Raw genomic sequence first — 16358 nt, 5'->3', positions numbered from 1 at the left:
CGCCCCGCCCGCCCCCCCCGGTTCCCTCCTGCCCTGCCTTTCCTCCCGCCTTACTTCCGATCCCACACACCTTGAGGTGACTGCCATGAGCAACCCCTTCGAGAACGACCAGGCCTCCTACACCGTCCTGCGCAACGAGCAGCTCCAGCACTCCCTGTGGCCGGCCGCCCAGCCCGTCCCCGCGGGCTGGACCCCGGTGCACGGACCCGACGGACGCCAGGGCTGCCTGGACTACGTCGAGCGGAACTGGACCGACATGCGGCCCGCCTCGCTGATCGCCGCCCTCTCCGGGAACGCCCCCCGGTGACCGACCACGAAACCGTCCTCCGCACGCTGTTCGAGGAAGTCCTGGGCCTGCCCGAGGTCCACCCGGCGCAGAGCTTCACCGGCCTCGGCGGCGACAGCATCCAAGCCATCCAGGTCGTCAGCCGGGCCCGCCTGGCCGGCGTGGTCGTCACCACCCGCGAGGTGCTGCGCAGCGAGAGCGTGAGCGCCCTCGCCGCCGCGGCCCGGACCGACGACCGGGCCGGCGGGCAGCGCGGGCCGGTGGAGCCGCCGCGACGCTTCGGCCCGCTCGCCCCCACCCCGATCATGGAGTGGCTCGGCGAGCTGGACGGCCCCGTCGACAGCTACAACCAGTCGCTCGTGGTCCGGACGCCGGCGGGCTTCGACGCAGCCGCGGCCGAAGGCGTCGTCCAGGCCCTGCTCGACACCCACGACGTGCTGCGGCTTCGGCTGCCCGAGGGCCTCGCGACGCCGGTAGCGGCGGCCGAGATCCCCGAACCCGGGACGGTGGCCGCCGCCGGGCTCGTCCGGCGGGTGGACGCCCGAACCGTCGCCGACGAGGACCTGCCCGCCCTGACGCGCCGCCACATGCGGACGGCCCGGAGGCTGCTCTCGCCCCGGGACGGGGCCGTGCTGCGAGCCGTACTCCTGGACCGCGGCGCCGAACGCCAGGGCCGCCTCGCCCTGGTCGTCCACCACCTGGCCGTCGACGGGGTGTCCTGGCGCATCCTCCAGGACGACCTGCGCACGTGCTGGGCGGCCCTGGCCGCGGGCGCCGACCCGGCACCCGACGCGGTGCACACCCCGTTCGCGCACTGGGCGGACCTGCTGCGCGCCGAAGCCACCTCGGGCCGCCGGATGGCCGAAGCCGCCCACTGGGAGGACGTGCTGCGCACGGCCCCCGCCCCGCTGGCCGGCGTGCGCGAACCCGGTGGCCTCGACCCCGAGGCCGAGCGGAACACCCATGTGCTCACCCTGCCGCCGGAGTTCACCGGCCCCCTGCTGACGGCCGCCCCCGGCCTGGTCAACGGCACCGTCAACGACGTCCTGCTGACCGCGCTGGCCCTGGCGGTGTTGAGCTGGCGCCGGGCACTGCCCGGCGGCGCCCGGGAGGACGCCGCCCACGACCCCGCCGGCGGGCGCGTCCTCGTCGACGTGGAGGGGCACGGCCGGGAGGACGTGGTCGACGGGCTGGACCTCTCCCGGACCGTCGGCTGGTTCACCACCGTCTACCCGGTCGGCCTCGACCTGGGACGGACCGACCTCGCCGACGCCCGCGCCGCCGGCCCCGCCCTGGGCGCCGCCCTGCGGCTGGTCAAGGAGCAGCTGCGCGCCGTACCCGACAAGGGCATCGGCTTCGGGCTGCTGCGCCACCTGAACACGCGCACCGGCCCCGGACTCGCCCGGCGCGGCATCCCCGAGATCGGCTTCAACTACCTCGGCCGCTTCCCGATGGGCGACGACGGGGACTGGTCCGCCGCCCCCGGGCACGCCTTCGCCCTCGACGACGCGGACGAGGGCTTCCCGATGGCCCACGCCGTCGAGGTCAACGCGGCCGCCCACGAGGGACCCGACGGACTGACCCTCAGCGCCACCTGGACCTGGGCCGGCAACGCCTACCCGGGGGACCGCGTCCGCGCCCTCGCCGAGGAGTGGTTCGCGATGCTGCGGGCCCTGGCCCGCCACACCACCCGGCCCGGCGCGGCCGGACTGACCCCGTCCGACGTGTCGCTGGCCGACATCAGCCAGGCGGACCTCGACGCCTTCGAATCCGAGCTCGGAGAACTGCTGTGATCCCTCTGTCCCACGCCCAGCAACGGCTGTGGTTCCTCGGCCGCGACGGCGAGGACGGCGCGCAGTACAGCATCCCCGTGGGGCTGCGGCTGCGCGGCACGCTCGACCGCGACGCGCTCGGCGGCGCCCTCGCCGACGTCACGGACCGGCACGAAGCGCTCCGCACGCTCTTCCCGGACGAGGGGGGCCGCCCCCGGCAGGAGGTGCTCGCCGCCGGCGCCGCCTGGCCGGACCTGGCCGTCACCCCTTGCGCCCCGGGGGAACGCGAGCGGCTCGTCGCCGCGGCCCTGCGGCAGCCGTTCGATCTCGCCGCCGAGATCCCTTTGCGCGCCCACCTGTTCGCCCACGGGGACGAGGAGCACTACCTGCTGCTCGTCCTGCACCACATCGCCGGGGACGGCCGGTCCCTGGACCTCCTGGTCCGGGACCTCGCCGCCGCCTACACCGCCCGGGTCCGCGACGAGCACCCTGAGTGGCCCGAATTGACCCTCCAGTACCCGGACTTCGCGATCTGGCAGCGTGAACTGCTCGGGGACGCCGGTGATCCGGCGTCCTTGCACTCCCGGCAGCTCGCGCACTGGACCCGCGTCCTGGAAGGACTGCCCGAGGAACTGGAGCTGCCGACCGACCGGCCTCGGCCGCCCGTCGCCTCCCACCGCGGAGCGCTGGTGACCGCGCTCCTCGACCCCGCCCTGCACACCGCGCTCGCGGACCTCGCCCAGGCCCGTCGGGCGACACCGTTCATGGCGGTGCAGTCCGCCTTCGCCGCCCTGCTCACCCGGCTCGGCGCGGGCACCGACCTCCCGCTGGGCTGCCCCGTCGACGGACGGGACGACGAGGCCCTGGACGATGTCGTCGGTCTCTTCGTGCACACCCTAGTCGTCCGCGCCGACACCTCCGGCGACCCGACGTTCGAATTGCTTCTCGACCGGGTGCGCGACGCGGTCCTGGACGCCCACGCGCATCAGGACGTCCCCTTCGAGGCCCTGGTCGAACGGCTTAACCCGGCCCGCTCCGCCTCCCGGCACCCGCTCTTCCAGGTCGCCGTCGCCGGACAGCGCGGCGCGGGTCCCGACCCCGAACTGCCGGGCCTGAGCACGCGGGTGGAGGCGGTCCGTACGGCGACCGCCAAGTTCGACCTGACGCTGGAGGTCGACGAGCGGCGCGACCCCGCCACCGGGGCCCCCGCCGGGATCCGACTGGCCCTGGAATACGCGGGCGACCTCTTCGACGCGGCCACCGCGCAGGGGCTCCTCGACCGGCTGGTACGGCTGACGGCCGCCGCCGTACACGACCCCGCCGCGCCGATCGCGGCCCTGGACGTCCTCGCGCCCGAGGAACGCGCGGAACTGCTGGAGGGCCGCCCGACCGGGCCCGCGCGGCCGCGGGACGACCGCTCGACCGTGCACGGGCTGTTCGCCCGGCGGGCCGCGGAGCACCCCGGTCGCACCGCCGTGGTCTGCGTCGACCGCGAGGCCACCTACGGGGAACTCGACCTGCTCTCCGACGCGGTCGCCGACCGCCTGGAGGACCTGGGGGTGCGCCCCGGCGACGCCGTCGCCGTGCTGATGGAACGCTCCGTCGAGCTGATCGCCGCCTGCCTGGGCGTGCTGAAGGCCGGCGCCGCCTACCTGCCGCTGGACGCGCGGGCCCCGCGGGCACGGTCCGCCGCGGTCGTGGGCGGGGCCGGCGCCGCCGTACTGGTCACGGACTCCGCGCGACCCGACGCCGAACTCGTCGAGGCCCTCGGCGTGGGGCGCGTGCTGCGGCCCCATCGGGGTACGGAGCCCGTCCGCTCCGCGCGCACCGCCGCCCGCGGCCCCGGCCACGCGGACGCCCTCGCCTACGTGATGTACACCTCCGGTTCCACCGGCACCCCCAAGGGGGTCGCCGTCCCGCACCGCGAGGTCGTCGCCCTCGCGCGGGACAGCCGCTGGCACGGCGGCGCCCACGAGCGGGTGCTGTTCCGCTCCCCGCACGCCTTCGACGCCTCGACCTACGAACTGTGGGTGCCGCTGCTGAACGGCGGACTGGTCGTGGTGGCCCCGCCCGGGGACCTGGACGTCGCGGAACTCGCCCGCCTGATCGCGGACCGGAAGGTCACCGGCACCTTCCTCACCGCGACCCTCTTCAACGTGCTGGCCGACGCGCACCTGCCCGAACTGGCCTCGCTGCGCGAGGTGATGACCGGCGGCGAGGCCGCCTCGCCGCCCATGGTCCGCCGGGTGCGCGAGGCCTGCCCGGACACCACCGTCACCAACGCCTACGGGCCGACGGAGACCACCACCTTCTCGGCCACCTTCCCCATCGCGCCCGGCCGGCCGGTCCCCGAGGGCCGCGTCCCCATCGGCCGGCCCCTGGACGGCACCCGGCTGTACGTCCTCGACGACCGGCTCGACCCCGTCCCCCCGGGGGTCGCCGGCGACCTCTACATCGCCGGCAGCGGTCTGGCGCAGGGTTACCTGGGCCGCCCCGCACTGACGGCGGAACGCTTCGTGGCCTGCCCCCACGGGCCCGCGGGGGAGCGGATGTACCGCACCGGCGACCGCGCCCGCTGGAACGCGTCCGGAGAGTTGGAGTACCTCGGCCGGGCCGACCGGCAGGTCAAGATCCGGGGCCTGCGCATCGAACCGGGCGAGATCGAGAGCGTGCTCGCGGCGCACCCCGCGGTGGGACAGGCCGCCGTCACCGTGGTGACCGGCCCCGCCGGACCCGCACTCGCCGGTTACGCCGTGCCGGCCGACGGCGCCGAGACCCCCGACGCCGCCGCACTGCGCGAACACCTCGCGGCGGCCCTGCCCGACTACATGGTGCCCGGCACGATCACGCTGCTGGACCGCTTCCCCGTGACGCCCAACGGCAAGATCGACACGGGGGCGCTGCCCGCTCCCGGCCCCGCGGCCCCCGACCGGGCCCACGTGGCCCCGCGGACCGAGACCGAGCGCGTCCTGTGCGCCGTGTGGGAGTCCGTCCTCGGCTACGAGCGCATCGGCGTCCGCGACAACTTCTTCGACCTCGGCGGCCATTCGCTGCTCGCCACCCGGCTCCTCGCCGAGGTCCGCTCCGCGCTCGGTACGACCGTGGGCATCCGCGCGTTCTTCGCCGCGCCGACGGTGGAGCGGATGGCGGGGGCCCTGGCCGCGAGCGCGCCGGGCACGGAGGGCGCGCCGACCGACGAACCGGCGGTGGTCCGCCGCCCCCGCCGCCCGCAGACCGGCTGACCCGACCGGCCGGCCCTTCCCCCGAACCGTCCCCCACCCGCACCGCACCGTCCCGCACCACGGAGGAACCGCCATGAACCACCCATCGACCGAGCCGTCCGCCGACTCCGCCCGGTCCCGCGTCGAGGACGTGCTGCCGCTGTCCCCGCTCCAGGACGGCATCCTCTTCCACTCCCTCTTCGACGAGAACGAACGCGACGTCTACGTCGCCCAGTTGCTCCTCGAACTCGGCGGGCCCCTCGACGCCGGCCGGCTGCGGGCCGCCGCCGACGGCGTCCTCGCCCGGCACGCCAACCTCCGCGCCGGCTTCCTGCGCCGCGCCTCCGGCGAACCCGCCCAGGTGGTCCGGCGCGACGTCCACGCCCCCTGGCGGGAGGAGGACTTCTCCGCCCTCGACGGCCCCGCCCTGCGCCGTGCCCTCGACACCCTGCTCGCCGAGGACCGGGCCCGCCGCTTCGACCTCGCCCGGCCCCCGCTGTTGCGCCTCACCCTGATCCGTACCGGTCCCCACAGTCACCGGCTGCTGCTGACCTACCACCACATCCTGATGGACGGCTGGTCGTGGCCCGTCCTGGTCCGCGAACTGCTCGCCGCCCACGACGCCGGCCCCGACGCCCCGGCGCCCGCGCCCGTCACCCCCTACTCCGCCTTCCTGCGCTGGCTCGGCACCCGCGACACCGAGGCCGCCCGGGCCGCCTGGAGCCGCTCGCTGGCCGGCCTCGCCGGCGGCACCCGGACCGCGCCGGTGTCCGTGCCCCCGGGCTCCGTCCTCCCGGACCGGGTGGAGACCGAGCTCACCGACACGACCACCGAGCGGCTGGGCGAACTCGCCCGCGCCCACAGGCTGACCCCGGGCACCGTGCTCCAGGGCGCCTGGGCCCTGCTGCTCGGCCGGCAGATCCGCTCCGAGGACGTGGTGTTCGGCGCCATCGTCAGCGGCCGCTCCCCGGAGCTGCCCGGCGTCGCCGACATCGTGGGGCTGTGCATCAACACCGTCCCGGTGCGGGTGCGGATCGACCCCGCCGAGCCCCTCGTCGACTTCTTCGGACGCCTCCAGGAGGAGCAGGCCGAACTGATCGAGCACCACCACCTCGGCCTCGCGGAGATCCAGCGCCTGGCCGGGGCGGGCGAACTCTTCGACTCCTGCGTCGCCTTCCAGAACTACCCCGTCGACGCCGACGGACTGGCCGCCCTCTCCGCCGGCGACCTCCGGGTCGTCGACGTCGACCCCCACGACGCCGCCCACTACCCGCTCACCCTGACCGCCGTCCCCGGCGACCGGCTGCGCCTCCAGATCGACTACCGCCCGGACGTCTTCGGCGCGCGGGACGCCCGGGCGATGCTCGACCGGCTGGTCCGCCTCCTGGAGGCCGCGATCGGGGAGCCGAACCTGCCCGTCGGCGCCCTGGACCTGCTCTCCGCCGCCGAACGGCGACGGGTACTGGTGGAGTTGAACGACACCACCTGCGACGAGGACTACGCCGAAGTGGTCGAGCGGGTACGGGAGCAGGCCGAGCTGGACCCGGGAGCGACGGCCGTGACCGACGACCGCGGCCGGGAGATCGGCTACGCCGGGCTCGTCGCCCGCACCGACGCGCTCAGCCTGCGGCTGCTCGACGCCGGCGTCGGCGCCGGTGACCTCGTCGCCGTCCTCAGCGAGCCCACGGCCGCCGTTCCCGTCGCCCTGCTCGGCATCCTGGGCGCGGGCGCCGCCTACGTACCGCTCGACCCCGAGGGCCCCGTCGGTCGCACCGCCGACCTGCTCGACGCGGGCGGGATCGGCTGGCTGCTGGCCGCACCCGCCCAGCGGGAACGGGCCCGGGAGATCGCCGACGCCTGCGCCGGAGCCGTCCGCGTCCTGACCCTGGCGGACGCGCAGGACGCGCAGGACACGGCCCCGGCGGCGCGCGCCCCCCTCGCGGGCGGCCCCGACGCCCTCGCGTACGTCTGCTTCACCTCCGGCTCCACCGGCAAGCCCAAGGGCGCCATGGTGCACCGGCGGGGCATGAACAACCACCTGCTCGCCAAACTGGACGACCTGGAACTGACCCCCGGCGACCGGGTGGTGATGAACGCCCCGCTGACCTTCGACATCTCCGTCTGGCAGATGCTCGCCCCACTGATCACCGGTGGCCGGGTGCACCTCGTCAGCCGGGACACGGCCCGGGACCCGGCCGTGCTGTTCGCCGACGCGGCGGACCAGGGCATCACCGTGCTGGAGACGGTGCCCTCCTTCGTCCGCGCGGCGGTGGACCTCTGGGACGCCGGGGCGGTCCCGCCCGAACTCCCCGACCTGCGCTGGTTCATCGTCAACGGCGAGGTCCTGCCGCCGGAACTGTGCGAACGCTGGTACGCCCGCCACCCGGACGCGGCGATCGTCAACGCCTACGGCCTCACCGAGTGCTCCGACGACAACACCCACGCGTTCATCGGCCACGACGTGGGCGCCCAGCTCGAACACGGACGGCTGCCCGTCGGCCGGCCGCTGCGCAACAACCGCCTGTACATCCTCGATCCCGGCCTCGCCCCCGTGCCGCCGGGCGTCCCCGGCGAACTGTTCATCGCGGGGACCGGCGTGGGCCCCGGCTACCTGCGCGATCCCCGCCGCACCAGCGAGCGCTACGTACCCGACCCGTTCGCGGCCGAGCCCGGCAGCCGGATGTACCGCACCGGCGACCTCGCCCGACTCCGTGCTGACGGCCAGCTCGACTTCCTCGGTCGCCAGGACCACCAGGTCAAGATCCGCGGCAACCGGATCGAGCTCGGCGAGGTGGAGACGGCGCTGCGCGGCGTGCCGGGCGTCACCGAGGCGGTGGTCGCCGTCGACCGCGACCACGCCGGGCAGCAGCGGCTGATCGCCTACTACACCGGCTCGCCCGCTCCCGAGGAGGTGCGTTCCGCCCTGGCACTGGCCCTGCCGAACTACATGGTGCCCGCCATGTTCCTGGCGCTGCCCGCCTTCCCGCTCACCACCAACGGCAAGCTCGACCGCAAGGCCCTGCCGGACCCGGCCACCGTGGCCCGGCCCGCCGGCCGGGCCCCCGCGACCGCTGCCGAGCAGACGGTCTGCGCGATCTTCGCCGAGGTGCTGGGCCTGCCCGGCGCCGGCCCGGACGACGACTTCTTCGCGCACGGCGGGCACTCCCTGCTCGCCACCCGCCTCATGGGTCGCATCCGCAGCGAATGCGGTGTCGAACTGACCATCCGGGACCTCTTCGAGACCCCCACCCCCGCCGGACTCGCCGGTCGGGTCGCCGCCGCCGGGGCGACCGGCGCGGCGGCGCCCGCCCGCCCCGCCCGTCCCGTGCTGCGCCCCCGCGCCCGGGACCACGCCTGACCGGCCGCGCCACCCGTCCGACCGCCCGACGGCCGGGGCCCGCGGGCCCCGGCCGCGAGCCACCCGTACCGACCTGGAGAGACCATGACCCGGACCGAGCCCCCCGTACCGCTCAGCATCGCGCGGCAGGCGGCCCTCACCCCCGAAGCGACCGCGGCACGCGGGCCCGAGGGCGAGCTGACGTACCGCCTGCTCGACCGCCGGGCGCGCGCCCTGGCCCGGGAGCTGCGGACCGCCGGCGCGGGCCCGGAGGACACCGTGCTGCTCGGCGTGCGCCGGGGCCCGCACTGGGCGGTCGGCGTCCTCGGCATCTGGTACGCGGGCGCGGCGCTGCTCCCGGTGGACCTCGACGCCCCGGACGAGAGGCTCCGTACGCTGACCCGCGCCGCCGACACCCGGTACGCGGTCGCCCCCGGCCACCTAGCGGCAGCCGTCCTGCAACGCCGCTGCGGTCGCGAGCTGTTCTGGGCGGACACCGGCGGAGGGGCTCCGGAGGAAGCGGAGCGGACCGAGCTGCCCGAGCCGGTGCGGTGCGATCCGGACTCGCTCGCCTACGTGCTGTTCACCTCGGGGTCGACCGGGCAGCCCAAGCCCGTCGCGGTGGCCCACCGGGGGCTCGCCGCCCAGAGCGCGGTGCTGGCGGAGCGCTATGGGCTGACCGCGGCGGACCGGGTGCTGCAGTTCGCGGCGCCCGCCTTCGACGTGGCGCTGGAAGAGGCGCTGCCCACCTGGTGCACGGGCGGCACGGCGGTCTTCGTCGAGGACAACGTCCTCTCGCCCGCCGAGCTGGAAACCTTCCTGGCCGAACGCGGGGTGAGCGTGGTGAACCTGCCCACCCCGTACTGGGCCCAGTGGGCGAAGGATGTGGAACGCAGGCCGAGGCCCCTGCCCGCGGCCTTGCGCCGGGTGGTCATCGGCAGTGACGCCGGACGCACCGCCGACCTCAAGCGCTGGGCCGCCGCGGGCGGTCCGCCCGTGGTCAGCTGCTACGGCCTGACCGAGTCCACGATCACCGCCACCTCCTTCGAGGCCGGACCGGAGCGGCTGTCGGCCTTCACCGGCGACGAGGTCATCCCGCTGGGCACCCCGCTCGCGGGCGTGCGGGCGTACGTCCTGGACGAGGCGCTGACCGAGGCGCCGGTCGGATCGACGGGCGAGCTGTACCTGGCCGGCGACTGCGTGGCCCGCGGCTACCACGGACGGCCGGCGCCGACCTCGGAACGGTTCGTCGCCGATCCCTTCGCCGCGCTGCCGGGCGGGCGCATGTACCGCACCGGCGACCGGGTCCGGCGCGCGGCGGACGGCACGCTGGAGTTCCTGGGCCGCGCGGACGACCAGGTCAAGATCCGCGGCTTCCGGGTGGAGCTCAAGGAGGTCGAGGCGGCGGTCGCCGCCCACCCCGACGTCCTCGACGTGGTCGCCCGCGCGGTGCGTGACCGCGGCGAACCCCAGGTGGCGGCCTACGTGACGGTCGTGCCGGACAGCACGCTCGACGCGGCGGGGCTGCGCGGCCACCTCGCCGACCGGGTGCCGGGACATCTGATTCCGGCCCATGTGGTGGTCCTGGCGGAACTGCCCCGCACGCCCGGTGGCAAGCTCGATCCGCGGGCCCTGCCCGCACTGCCCCGCCCGGCCGCCGCCGCCCCCGCGTCCCGCTGACCCGATATCCCCGACCCCTCCCCTTCGGAAAAGGAACCCCAGGTGTCCGTCCCCGCCGCGCGACCAGCGTCCGCGTCCGTGTCCCCCTCAGGCTCCGCGGCCGAGCCGCCCGCCCTCGAACGCCGGCGGCGGCGCGACTTCCGCCTGTTCATGTCCTCGCACATCTGCAACGAGCTGGGCAACAGCATCACTTACGTGGCGCTGCCCCTGATGGCGGTCCTCACCCTGCACGCCTCCGCGATGGAGGTCGGCCTGCTGGCCGCGGCCGAACAGGCCGCCTTCCTGCTGCTCGGCCTGCCGGCGGGGGCGTGGGTCGACCGGATGCGCCGGCGCGGCGTGATGATCGCCGCCGACCTCGCCCGCACCGTACTGCTGGCCGGCCTTCCCCTCGCGTACGCGCTGGACCTGCACTCCATGCCGCTGCTGTACGCGGTGGCCCTGCTGCTGGGTTGCGCCCGGCTGTTCGGCGACGTGGCCGACCAGAGCTACCTGCCGACCCTGGTAGGGGAGTCCACCCTGATCAGCGGCAACTCCAAGTTGGAGACCGTGCGTTCGGCCGCGGAGTTCAGCGGGCCCGGTGTCGCGGGCCTGCTCGTGCAACTGTTCGGCCCGGTCGGCACCCTCGCCGGGCAGGCCGTCACCTCGCTGGCCTCCGCCGTCCTCCTGGGGAGGATCGGGGTGAGGGAGGAGCGACCCGCCCCGGCCGGGCGGCGCCACCTGCTCCGCGACATCCGCGAGGGCCTGGCCTTCGTACTGGGACACCGGGTCCTGCGGCTCATCGCCTTGAGCACGGCCTCGGTGAACCTCTTCCTGAGCGGGATCTTCGCCGTCGAAGTCCTCTTCCTCACCCGGACCGTGGGGCTGGCGCCCGCGGCGGTCGGCTGGGTGCTCACCACGGCCACGGTCGGCTCGCTGCTCGCCGCCCTCGTCACGGAACGCCTGACGCGCGCCGTCGGGGCGGCCCGGCTGACCTGGCTGTCGCTGCTGGTGACGATGCCGTTCGGGCTCCTGCTGCCGTCGGCCGGGAACGACTGGCGCATAGCGCTGTTCGTGCTGGGATCACTGGTCCAGTCGGCCGGGGTCACCGTGTACAACATCTGCCAGGTGGCCTACCGGCAGACCGTCTGCCCGCCGCACCTGCTCGGGCGGATGACGGCCACCATGCGCTTCCTGGTGTGGGGGGTCCTGCCGATCAGCGGTGTGCTCGCCGGCGTCCTCGGTGAACTGTTCGGCGTCCGGACCGCGCTGTGGATCTTCGCCGCGGCGCTGTCGGCGGCCCCCCTCGTCCTGGTGTGCTCGCCGCTGCGGCGTATGCGCGAGTTCGAGGAGCGGCCCCCCGTCCCCGCCTCCGCTCAGTAGCCGAAGCCGTAGCCGAGTTGGAACGCCAGGTGCGTGAGCTGGGTGCGGTTGACGGCCCCGGTCTTGCTGCGCAGCCGGCGCAGATAGGTGTCCACGGTGTGCGGACTGAGCCCCATCCGGCGGGCGATGATGCGGTACGTGTCCCCCTGCGCGAGGTACGCGAGGACCTCGCGCTCGCGCGGGGTGAGGGTGACGGTGTTCACGGCGGTGTCGGGCACGGGGTTCTCCGGTGGTGTGGGGTGGTGCGGGGCGGTGAGGGGACGCGGTGAGAGGCGTACCCGCCGTCCGGACGGGAGCGTCGCACCGGCGGCCCGGTGTGAAATCCCGTCATTCGGCCGGCCGGTTGCGGCCCTCGGCGGGGTCGCGCCCACCGCGTAGGCTCCGGGTCGCGAGGTCGGTGCGGTCCGGGTCGGGGGCGCCGGCGGAGGCGCCGACTCCGGCTGGGACAAAGGGAGTCCGCGGTGGGGGAGGGGGCGCATCGCGTTGCTCCTCGGGTCGTTCGGACGCGTGGTGACGGGGCGGCGGGACCGCCGCGTTCCGTAGGTACAGACTTTCGTCTTGACTATCCTGGGGCCAGGGGGCGGGCACCTCACCAAAATGCCTGGCAGCAAAGCGACCCGGGGTAAAACGTGCAAAATGGTGCAAGTGTGGATGCCGACCTGGTGCCCGATCTGGAGGACGCCGACCTGGACGTCTACGGATGGGTGCTCGAACACCGGAGCCTCGAAGTGGACGCCATCGCCTCCGCGACGGGCCGCGACCCGGAGGAGGTCCGCCGCAGCACGCAGCGGCTGCGCCGGGCCCACCTGCTCCACACGTCCGCCGACGACGCCTCGGTCGCCTTCGCCGTCGCGCCCGACACCGCCGCGTCGCAACTCGTCGCGCCGCTGGAGGTGCAGATCCGCGAGCGCGAGCGGATGATCAGCGGGATCCGCGCGGAGCTCGGCCGCTTCGAACCGCACTACCTCCAGCGGCGCTCGACGGGCGAGTCCCTGGAGGTCCTGGAGAACCTCCAAGACGTCCGAGGCGCTCTCAACCGTGCCTCGGACGCCTGCGTCAGGGAGATGCTGACCTCGCAGCCGGGCGGCGGCAGCCGGGTGCCGGAGGCCATGCAGGAGGCGCTGCGCCGTGACGAGGCCATGCTGAAACGCGGCATATCCATCCGCAGCCTCTACCACCACACCGCCCGGTTCAACGGCCCCAGCCAGGCCTACGTCGCCGCGGCCTCGGCCCTGGGCGCGGAGTACCGCACGGCGCACGAGTTGTTCGGCCGCCTGATCGTCTTCGACCGTGAACTGGCCTTCATCCCGGCCCAGGACGGCAGCTGGGGGGCGGTGGTCATCCGTGAACCCTCCACCGTGGCCTACCTCTGCGCGATCTTCGAGCAGACCTGGGACCTGGCCACGCCGTTCTCCAACGCGGCGGGCCAGGGGCTTGAGGAAGTGGCCCGCGAGATCCACGAGACGATCATCAAGCTGCTCGGCGCGGGCCTGAAGGACGAGGCCATCGCCAGGAGGCTCGGCATGTCCCTGCGGACGGCGCGCCGACACATCGCCGACATCATGGAGGAACTGGGCGCGGGCAGCCGCTTCCAGGCGGGGGTCGCGGCGGCCATGCGCGGGCTGCTCGGCGCCGGCCCCGACCTCGTCGCACCCGACCTCGCCGCCGCGGAAGTGCCCGAGGGGTGACCCCCTTCGGCGCTGGAGTCCCGGTCGCGCGAATCCGGGAACGCGTTTTCGTGTCTGGTGCGCGTCCCGCCCCGTGCCGGATGCTTCCCTGATGAGAGCCGTGAGCTGACGGTCCGTCGCCCGCGAGCCGTGCCGGGAGGCGGCCTACGCCCCACAGCGGCCGATCGGCGCGAGTCAAGGGACGGGTACATGGACATGCCGGACGAAGGATCCACGGGGTATTGGTCGGGGCGTCGCCCCGTGGACGAACCGGCGGCGCTGCACCTGCGGGAGCTGGGCCTCTTCCTGTCGGTCCACCTCGGGCGCGCCCCCGGCATCCTGTGGCCCGAGAACGACCATCCCGCCCTCGTCGAAGGGCCCGGGGAGTGTGATCCGGAGCTGATCACCGACCAACTGGGCCTGCTCACGGCCGGGCTGGGCTGCCTGACCGGGCTTTCGGCCCGTACCGTCGCCGTGGACACCGTGGACACCGTGGACACCGTGGACACCGCGGGCGACGAGGGGGACGCCGCCCACGCGGTCCGGCCGGGCGCCGACACCGGCGACCACCTGTTGGTCCACCAGATCACGGGCGCCGCGACCTGGCGGCTGTCCCGTACGCGTGCCGCGGCGGACACCGAGCCGGGCGCCCCCGCGTCCTTCGCGTGCCGGCTGCGCCCGGGGGAGGTGCTGTACGTCCCGGCGTACTGGTCGCGCCGGGCCGAGTTCACCGCGGGCGTGCGCTACGCCGTCACCCGGCTCCGCGACCCGGCGCTCTGAGCCGCCCGGCCCGTCGGCCCGGTCGGTCGGGCGAGCCTGCGGGTGCACGTACAGGGAGGGGCCGCCTCGACGAGGCGGCCCCTCCCTGTACGTGCACCCCCGCTGGTCGGGCGGGGTGCGGGTCAGCCGCCCCAGGAGCTGTCGGTGGGGGTCTTGCCCCGTTCCGCGCCCGTGTTGGTCGTGCTCCGCACGATCACGTGGTGCGGGGCGGGGGCGGGAGCCTCCGCCGTGGCGGCCGGGTCGGCCGGGCCGGTGTCGGCCGACGCCGCGCCGGCCGGCACGAGGAGGGCGACAGCCGTGACGGTGACGGCCAAAAGGTAGCGCTTCAGCATTGGGTTCCCCCCAGGAAGGTGGTCTGGTGGTGACGCGGTCCTCCTCGTGGGGGAACCGCGCCGGTCGTTGTCCTGCGAAACCAACTCTGCCGCCCCCGGGGGGCGCTGAGGCCGCGATCAAGCGTTCATCAAGCTGCCTGGCGTTAAGGTGAGGGGCGGCAAAACACATCGAAACGGGATGAACTTCTCAATGGCTCGAAGCCGGGACGGGTGCCGCAACCGCGACCTTGGCCCGTTCCCGTTCGGGCCCGGCCGAAACCGGTATGTCCAGTTGGCGCCACACCCGTAGCACCAACGGCGCCAGCGTGACCCCCAGGTAGACCGCCCCGGTCGCCACCAGCGACCAGGTAAGCCCCCAGTGGTCCAGCAGCACTCCCGCCCCGAGCATGCCGAGCGGGGTGGCCGCGAGGGCGCACGCGACGAGCAGGCCGAAGACCCGCCCGCGCACGTCCCGTGGAACCCGCTCGTACGCCACCGACATCATCAGCGGCCCGACGACCCCCGATCCGATCCCGGAGAGAGCCAGCAGCGCCAGCAGCACCCCCGGCGCCGGCTCGGCCGCCAGGGCGGCGCACCGCACCGCGCCCACCAGCACGAAGGCGGCCACGAACAGGGCCCGACGCGGGGCGCGGTGGCCGATCCAGCCGAAGAGGGCCGCGCCCAGCAGGGCGCCCGCCCCGATCGCCGTGACCATCGCCCCGAACAGGGAGCTGCTGTGCAGCACGCGCGTGCCGTACGCCGGGTAGAGCACTCCGTTCAGCGCTCCGTCGAGCGCGTTGGTGACCAGCAGGACGGTCGTCATGGCCCGCAACAGCCGGTCGTCGCGCAACCGCGTCCAGCCCGTGCGCAGGTCCCGCAGATACGAGGACGCCCCCCGGCCCCCGTCGTCGGTCGCCGCCGCCGGGCGGCCCCCGCGGGCGGCCGGTACCAGCAGGGCCACGAGCAGGGCGCAGACCAGCATCGCCGCCACGTCCGCGCACAGGGTCCGTACCGGCCCGACGGCGGCGATGAGCAACCCCGCCAGCGGGGCGCCCGTCATCATGCCGATCCGGCGGGCTCCCTCGACGGCGCTGGTCGCCCGCTCCGCCGTGACGCGGGCGCTCTCCATCGCCCCGGTCAGCAGGAGTTGCTTCCCGGTGTCGGCGGGCCCGCGCGCCGCGCCCACGACGAAGACCAGGCAGACCAGGGCGGGCAGCGGCAGCGCGTCCCGGGCGTGCAGCAGCGGGACGAGGGCCAGGGCCGCGGCGGTCAGCACGTCCGCGCCGGTGCTGACGGCCCGCGCGGGCAGCCGGTCCACGACGGGGCCGGCGAGCACGGCCGAGCACAGCAGCCCCAGCATCTCCGCCGCGGCCACCAGCCCGGTGCGGGCGCCGCTGCCGGTGCTGTGCAGGACGAACCAGGGCACGGCGATCAGCGTCATCGCGATGCCCAGGGAGGAGACGCCGGAGACGGCCACCAGGGTGAGCAGGGGAAGCAGCCGCCTCGGCGACTGGGCGGATTCGGCCGGGGGCTCGGCCGGCGTGGGCGGATTCATGGCGTTCTTCGGTCCTTCCTTCGCGCGCCGCGGCGCCCGGGTCCCGGGGTGACGGGGAGCCGGGCGCCGCGGTGTCCGCCGGTCGGCGGAGCAGTGGGACACCGGATCGGTGGGTCGGTGGGTCGGTGGGGCGGGTGGTCAGCCGGCCGTGGCCGCACGCACGCTGCGCGGGCGCATGTCGGTCCACACGCGGTCGATGTGCGCCAGGCACTCGTCCTTGCCGCCCTGGAAGCCCTGCGCGTGCCAACCGAGCGGGACGGGACGGTCTGCCTCCCAGAGGGAGTACTGCTCCTCGTCGTTGGCCACCACGAGGAACTGCTGGGTCGTCGAGTCGTTCATGGCTGTTTCTCCTTGTACGCGGGCACGGCGGGTGCCGTGCGGGTTCGTGAA

General features: G+C 74.9%; 12 protein-coding genes. 8 read left to right on the top strand and 4 right to left on the bottom strand.

Annotated features, from left to right (window positions below):
* The first annotated feature begins 85 nt into the window (after window positions 1-85).
* The 6 genes from E6R62_RS06935 (at window position 86) to E6R62_RS06910 (ending at window position 11655) form a co-directional block, all read left to right on the top strand.
* Window positions 86-307, top strand: coding sequence for an MbtH family protein (locus E6R62_RS06935; protein ID WP_136212405.1), 222 nt, complete (start codon window positions 86-88; stop codon window positions 305-307).
* Window positions 304-2079 (top strand): condensation domain-containing protein, encoded by a 1776-nt coding sequence (locus E6R62_RS06930; protein WP_168713991.1) that lies wholly within the window; start codon window positions 304-306, stop codon window positions 2077-2079. The genes E6R62_RS06935 and E6R62_RS06930 overlap by 4 nt, the downstream gene beginning before the upstream one ends.
* Window positions 2076-5300, top strand: a complete 3225-nt coding sequence (locus tag E6R62_RS06925; protein WP_168713990.1) for a non-ribosomal peptide synthetase — start codon at window positions 2076-2078, stop codon at window positions 5298-5300. The genes E6R62_RS06930 and E6R62_RS06925 overlap by 4 nt, the downstream gene beginning before the upstream one ends.
* Window positions 5301-5373: 73 nt before the next feature.
* Entirely contained in the window at window positions 5374-8637 is a 3264-nt protein-coding gene (locus E6R62_RS06920; RefSeq protein WP_136212402.1) for a non-ribosomal peptide synthetase, read from the top strand.
* A gap of 84 nt (window positions 8638-8721) precedes the next feature.
* Entirely contained in the window at window positions 8722-10296 is a 1575-nt protein-coding gene (locus tag E6R62_RS06915; RefSeq protein ID WP_136212401.1) for an amino acid adenylation domain-containing protein, read from the top strand.
* 78 nt (window positions 10297-10374) lie between these two features.
* Window positions 10375-11655, top strand: coding sequence for an MFS transporter (locus tag E6R62_RS06910; protein ID WP_206308670.1), 1281 nt, complete (start codon window positions 10375-10377; stop codon window positions 11653-11655).
* On the opposite strand, the gene E6R62_RS40700 is transcribed toward E6R62_RS06910, so the two are convergent.
* On the bottom strand, window positions 11649-11873 hold the full coding sequence (locus tag E6R62_RS40700; RefSeq protein WP_240801517.1) for a response regulator transcription factor: 225 nt from the start codon (window positions 11871-11873) through the stop codon (window positions 11649-11651). The genes E6R62_RS06910 and E6R62_RS40700 overlap by 7 nt on opposite strands.
* A 429-nt stretch (window positions 11874-12302) precedes the next feature.
* On the opposite strand from E6R62_RS40700, the gene E6R62_RS06900 reads away from it, so the two are divergent.
* Window positions 12303-13343 carry a helix-turn-helix transcriptional regulator gene (locus tag E6R62_RS06900; protein ID WP_206308669.1) on the top strand — a complete coding sequence of 347 codons (1041 nt, stop codon included), beginning with the start codon at window positions 12303-12305 and terminating at the stop codon, window positions 13341-13343.
* Window positions 13344-13583: 240 nt separating this feature from the next.
* Window positions 13584-14102 carry a hypothetical protein gene (locus E6R62_RS06895; RefSeq protein WP_136212399.1) on the top strand — a complete coding sequence of 173 codons (519 nt, stop codon included), beginning with the start codon at window positions 13584-13586 and terminating at the stop codon, window positions 14100-14102.
* A gap of 122 nt (window positions 14103-14224) precedes the next feature.
* On the opposite strand, the gene E6R62_RS06890 is transcribed toward E6R62_RS06895, so the two are convergent.
* From E6R62_RS06890 to E6R62_RS06880, 3 genes are all read right to left on the bottom strand, one after another.
* Entirely contained in the window at window positions 14225-14434 is a 210-nt protein-coding gene (locus E6R62_RS06890; protein WP_136212398.1) for a hypothetical protein, read from the bottom strand.
* A 187-nt stretch (window positions 14435-14621) separates the two neighbouring features.
* A complete protein-coding gene (locus E6R62_RS06885; protein WP_136212397.1) occupies window positions 14622-15968 on the bottom strand; it encodes an MFS transporter in 1347 nt (448 codons plus the stop codon).
* 138 nt (window positions 15969-16106) lie between these two features.
* Window positions 16107-16307 (bottom strand): MbtH family protein, encoded by a 201-nt coding sequence (locus E6R62_RS06880; protein WP_136212396.1) that lies wholly within the window; start codon window positions 16305-16307, stop codon window positions 16107-16109.
* Between the last annotated feature and the right edge of the window lie 51 nt (window positions 16308-16358).

The sequence above is a fragment of the Streptomyces sp. A1136 genome, assembly GCF_004795055.1.
GTDB lineage: Bacteria > Actinomycetota > Actinomycetes > Streptomycetales > Streptomycetaceae > Streptomyces.
Note: the sequence above shows the minus strand (reverse complement) of the source record. Positions and strands in the feature narration are given on the sequence as shown.

Excerpts from the sequence above, each read along its gene's own strand:
- E6R62_RS06935 (WP_136212405.1), top strand. The coding sequence starts at position 86 with ATGAGCAACCCCTTCGAGAACGACCAGGCCTCCTACACCGTCCTGCGC.
- E6R62_RS06915 (WP_136212401.1), top strand. The coding sequence starts at position 8,722 with ATGACCCGGACCGAGCCCCCCGTACCGCTCAGCATCGCGCGGCAGGCG.
- E6R62_RS06880 (WP_136212396.1), bottom strand. The coding sequence starts at position 16,307 with ATGAACGACTCGACGACCCAGCAGTTCCTCGTGGTGGCCAACGACGAG.
- E6R62_RS06885 (WP_136212397.1), bottom strand. The coding sequence starts at position 15,968 with ATGAATCCGCCCACGCCGGCCGAGCCCCCGGCCGAATCCGCCCAGTCG.
- E6R62_RS06890 (WP_136212398.1), bottom strand. The coding sequence starts at position 14,434 with ATGCTGAAGCGCTACCTTTTGGCCGTCACCGTCACGGCTGTCGCCCTC.
- E6R62_RS06920 (WP_136212402.1), top strand. The coding sequence starts at position 5,374 with ATGAACCACCCATCGACCGAGCCGTCCGCCGACTCCGCCCGGTCCCGC.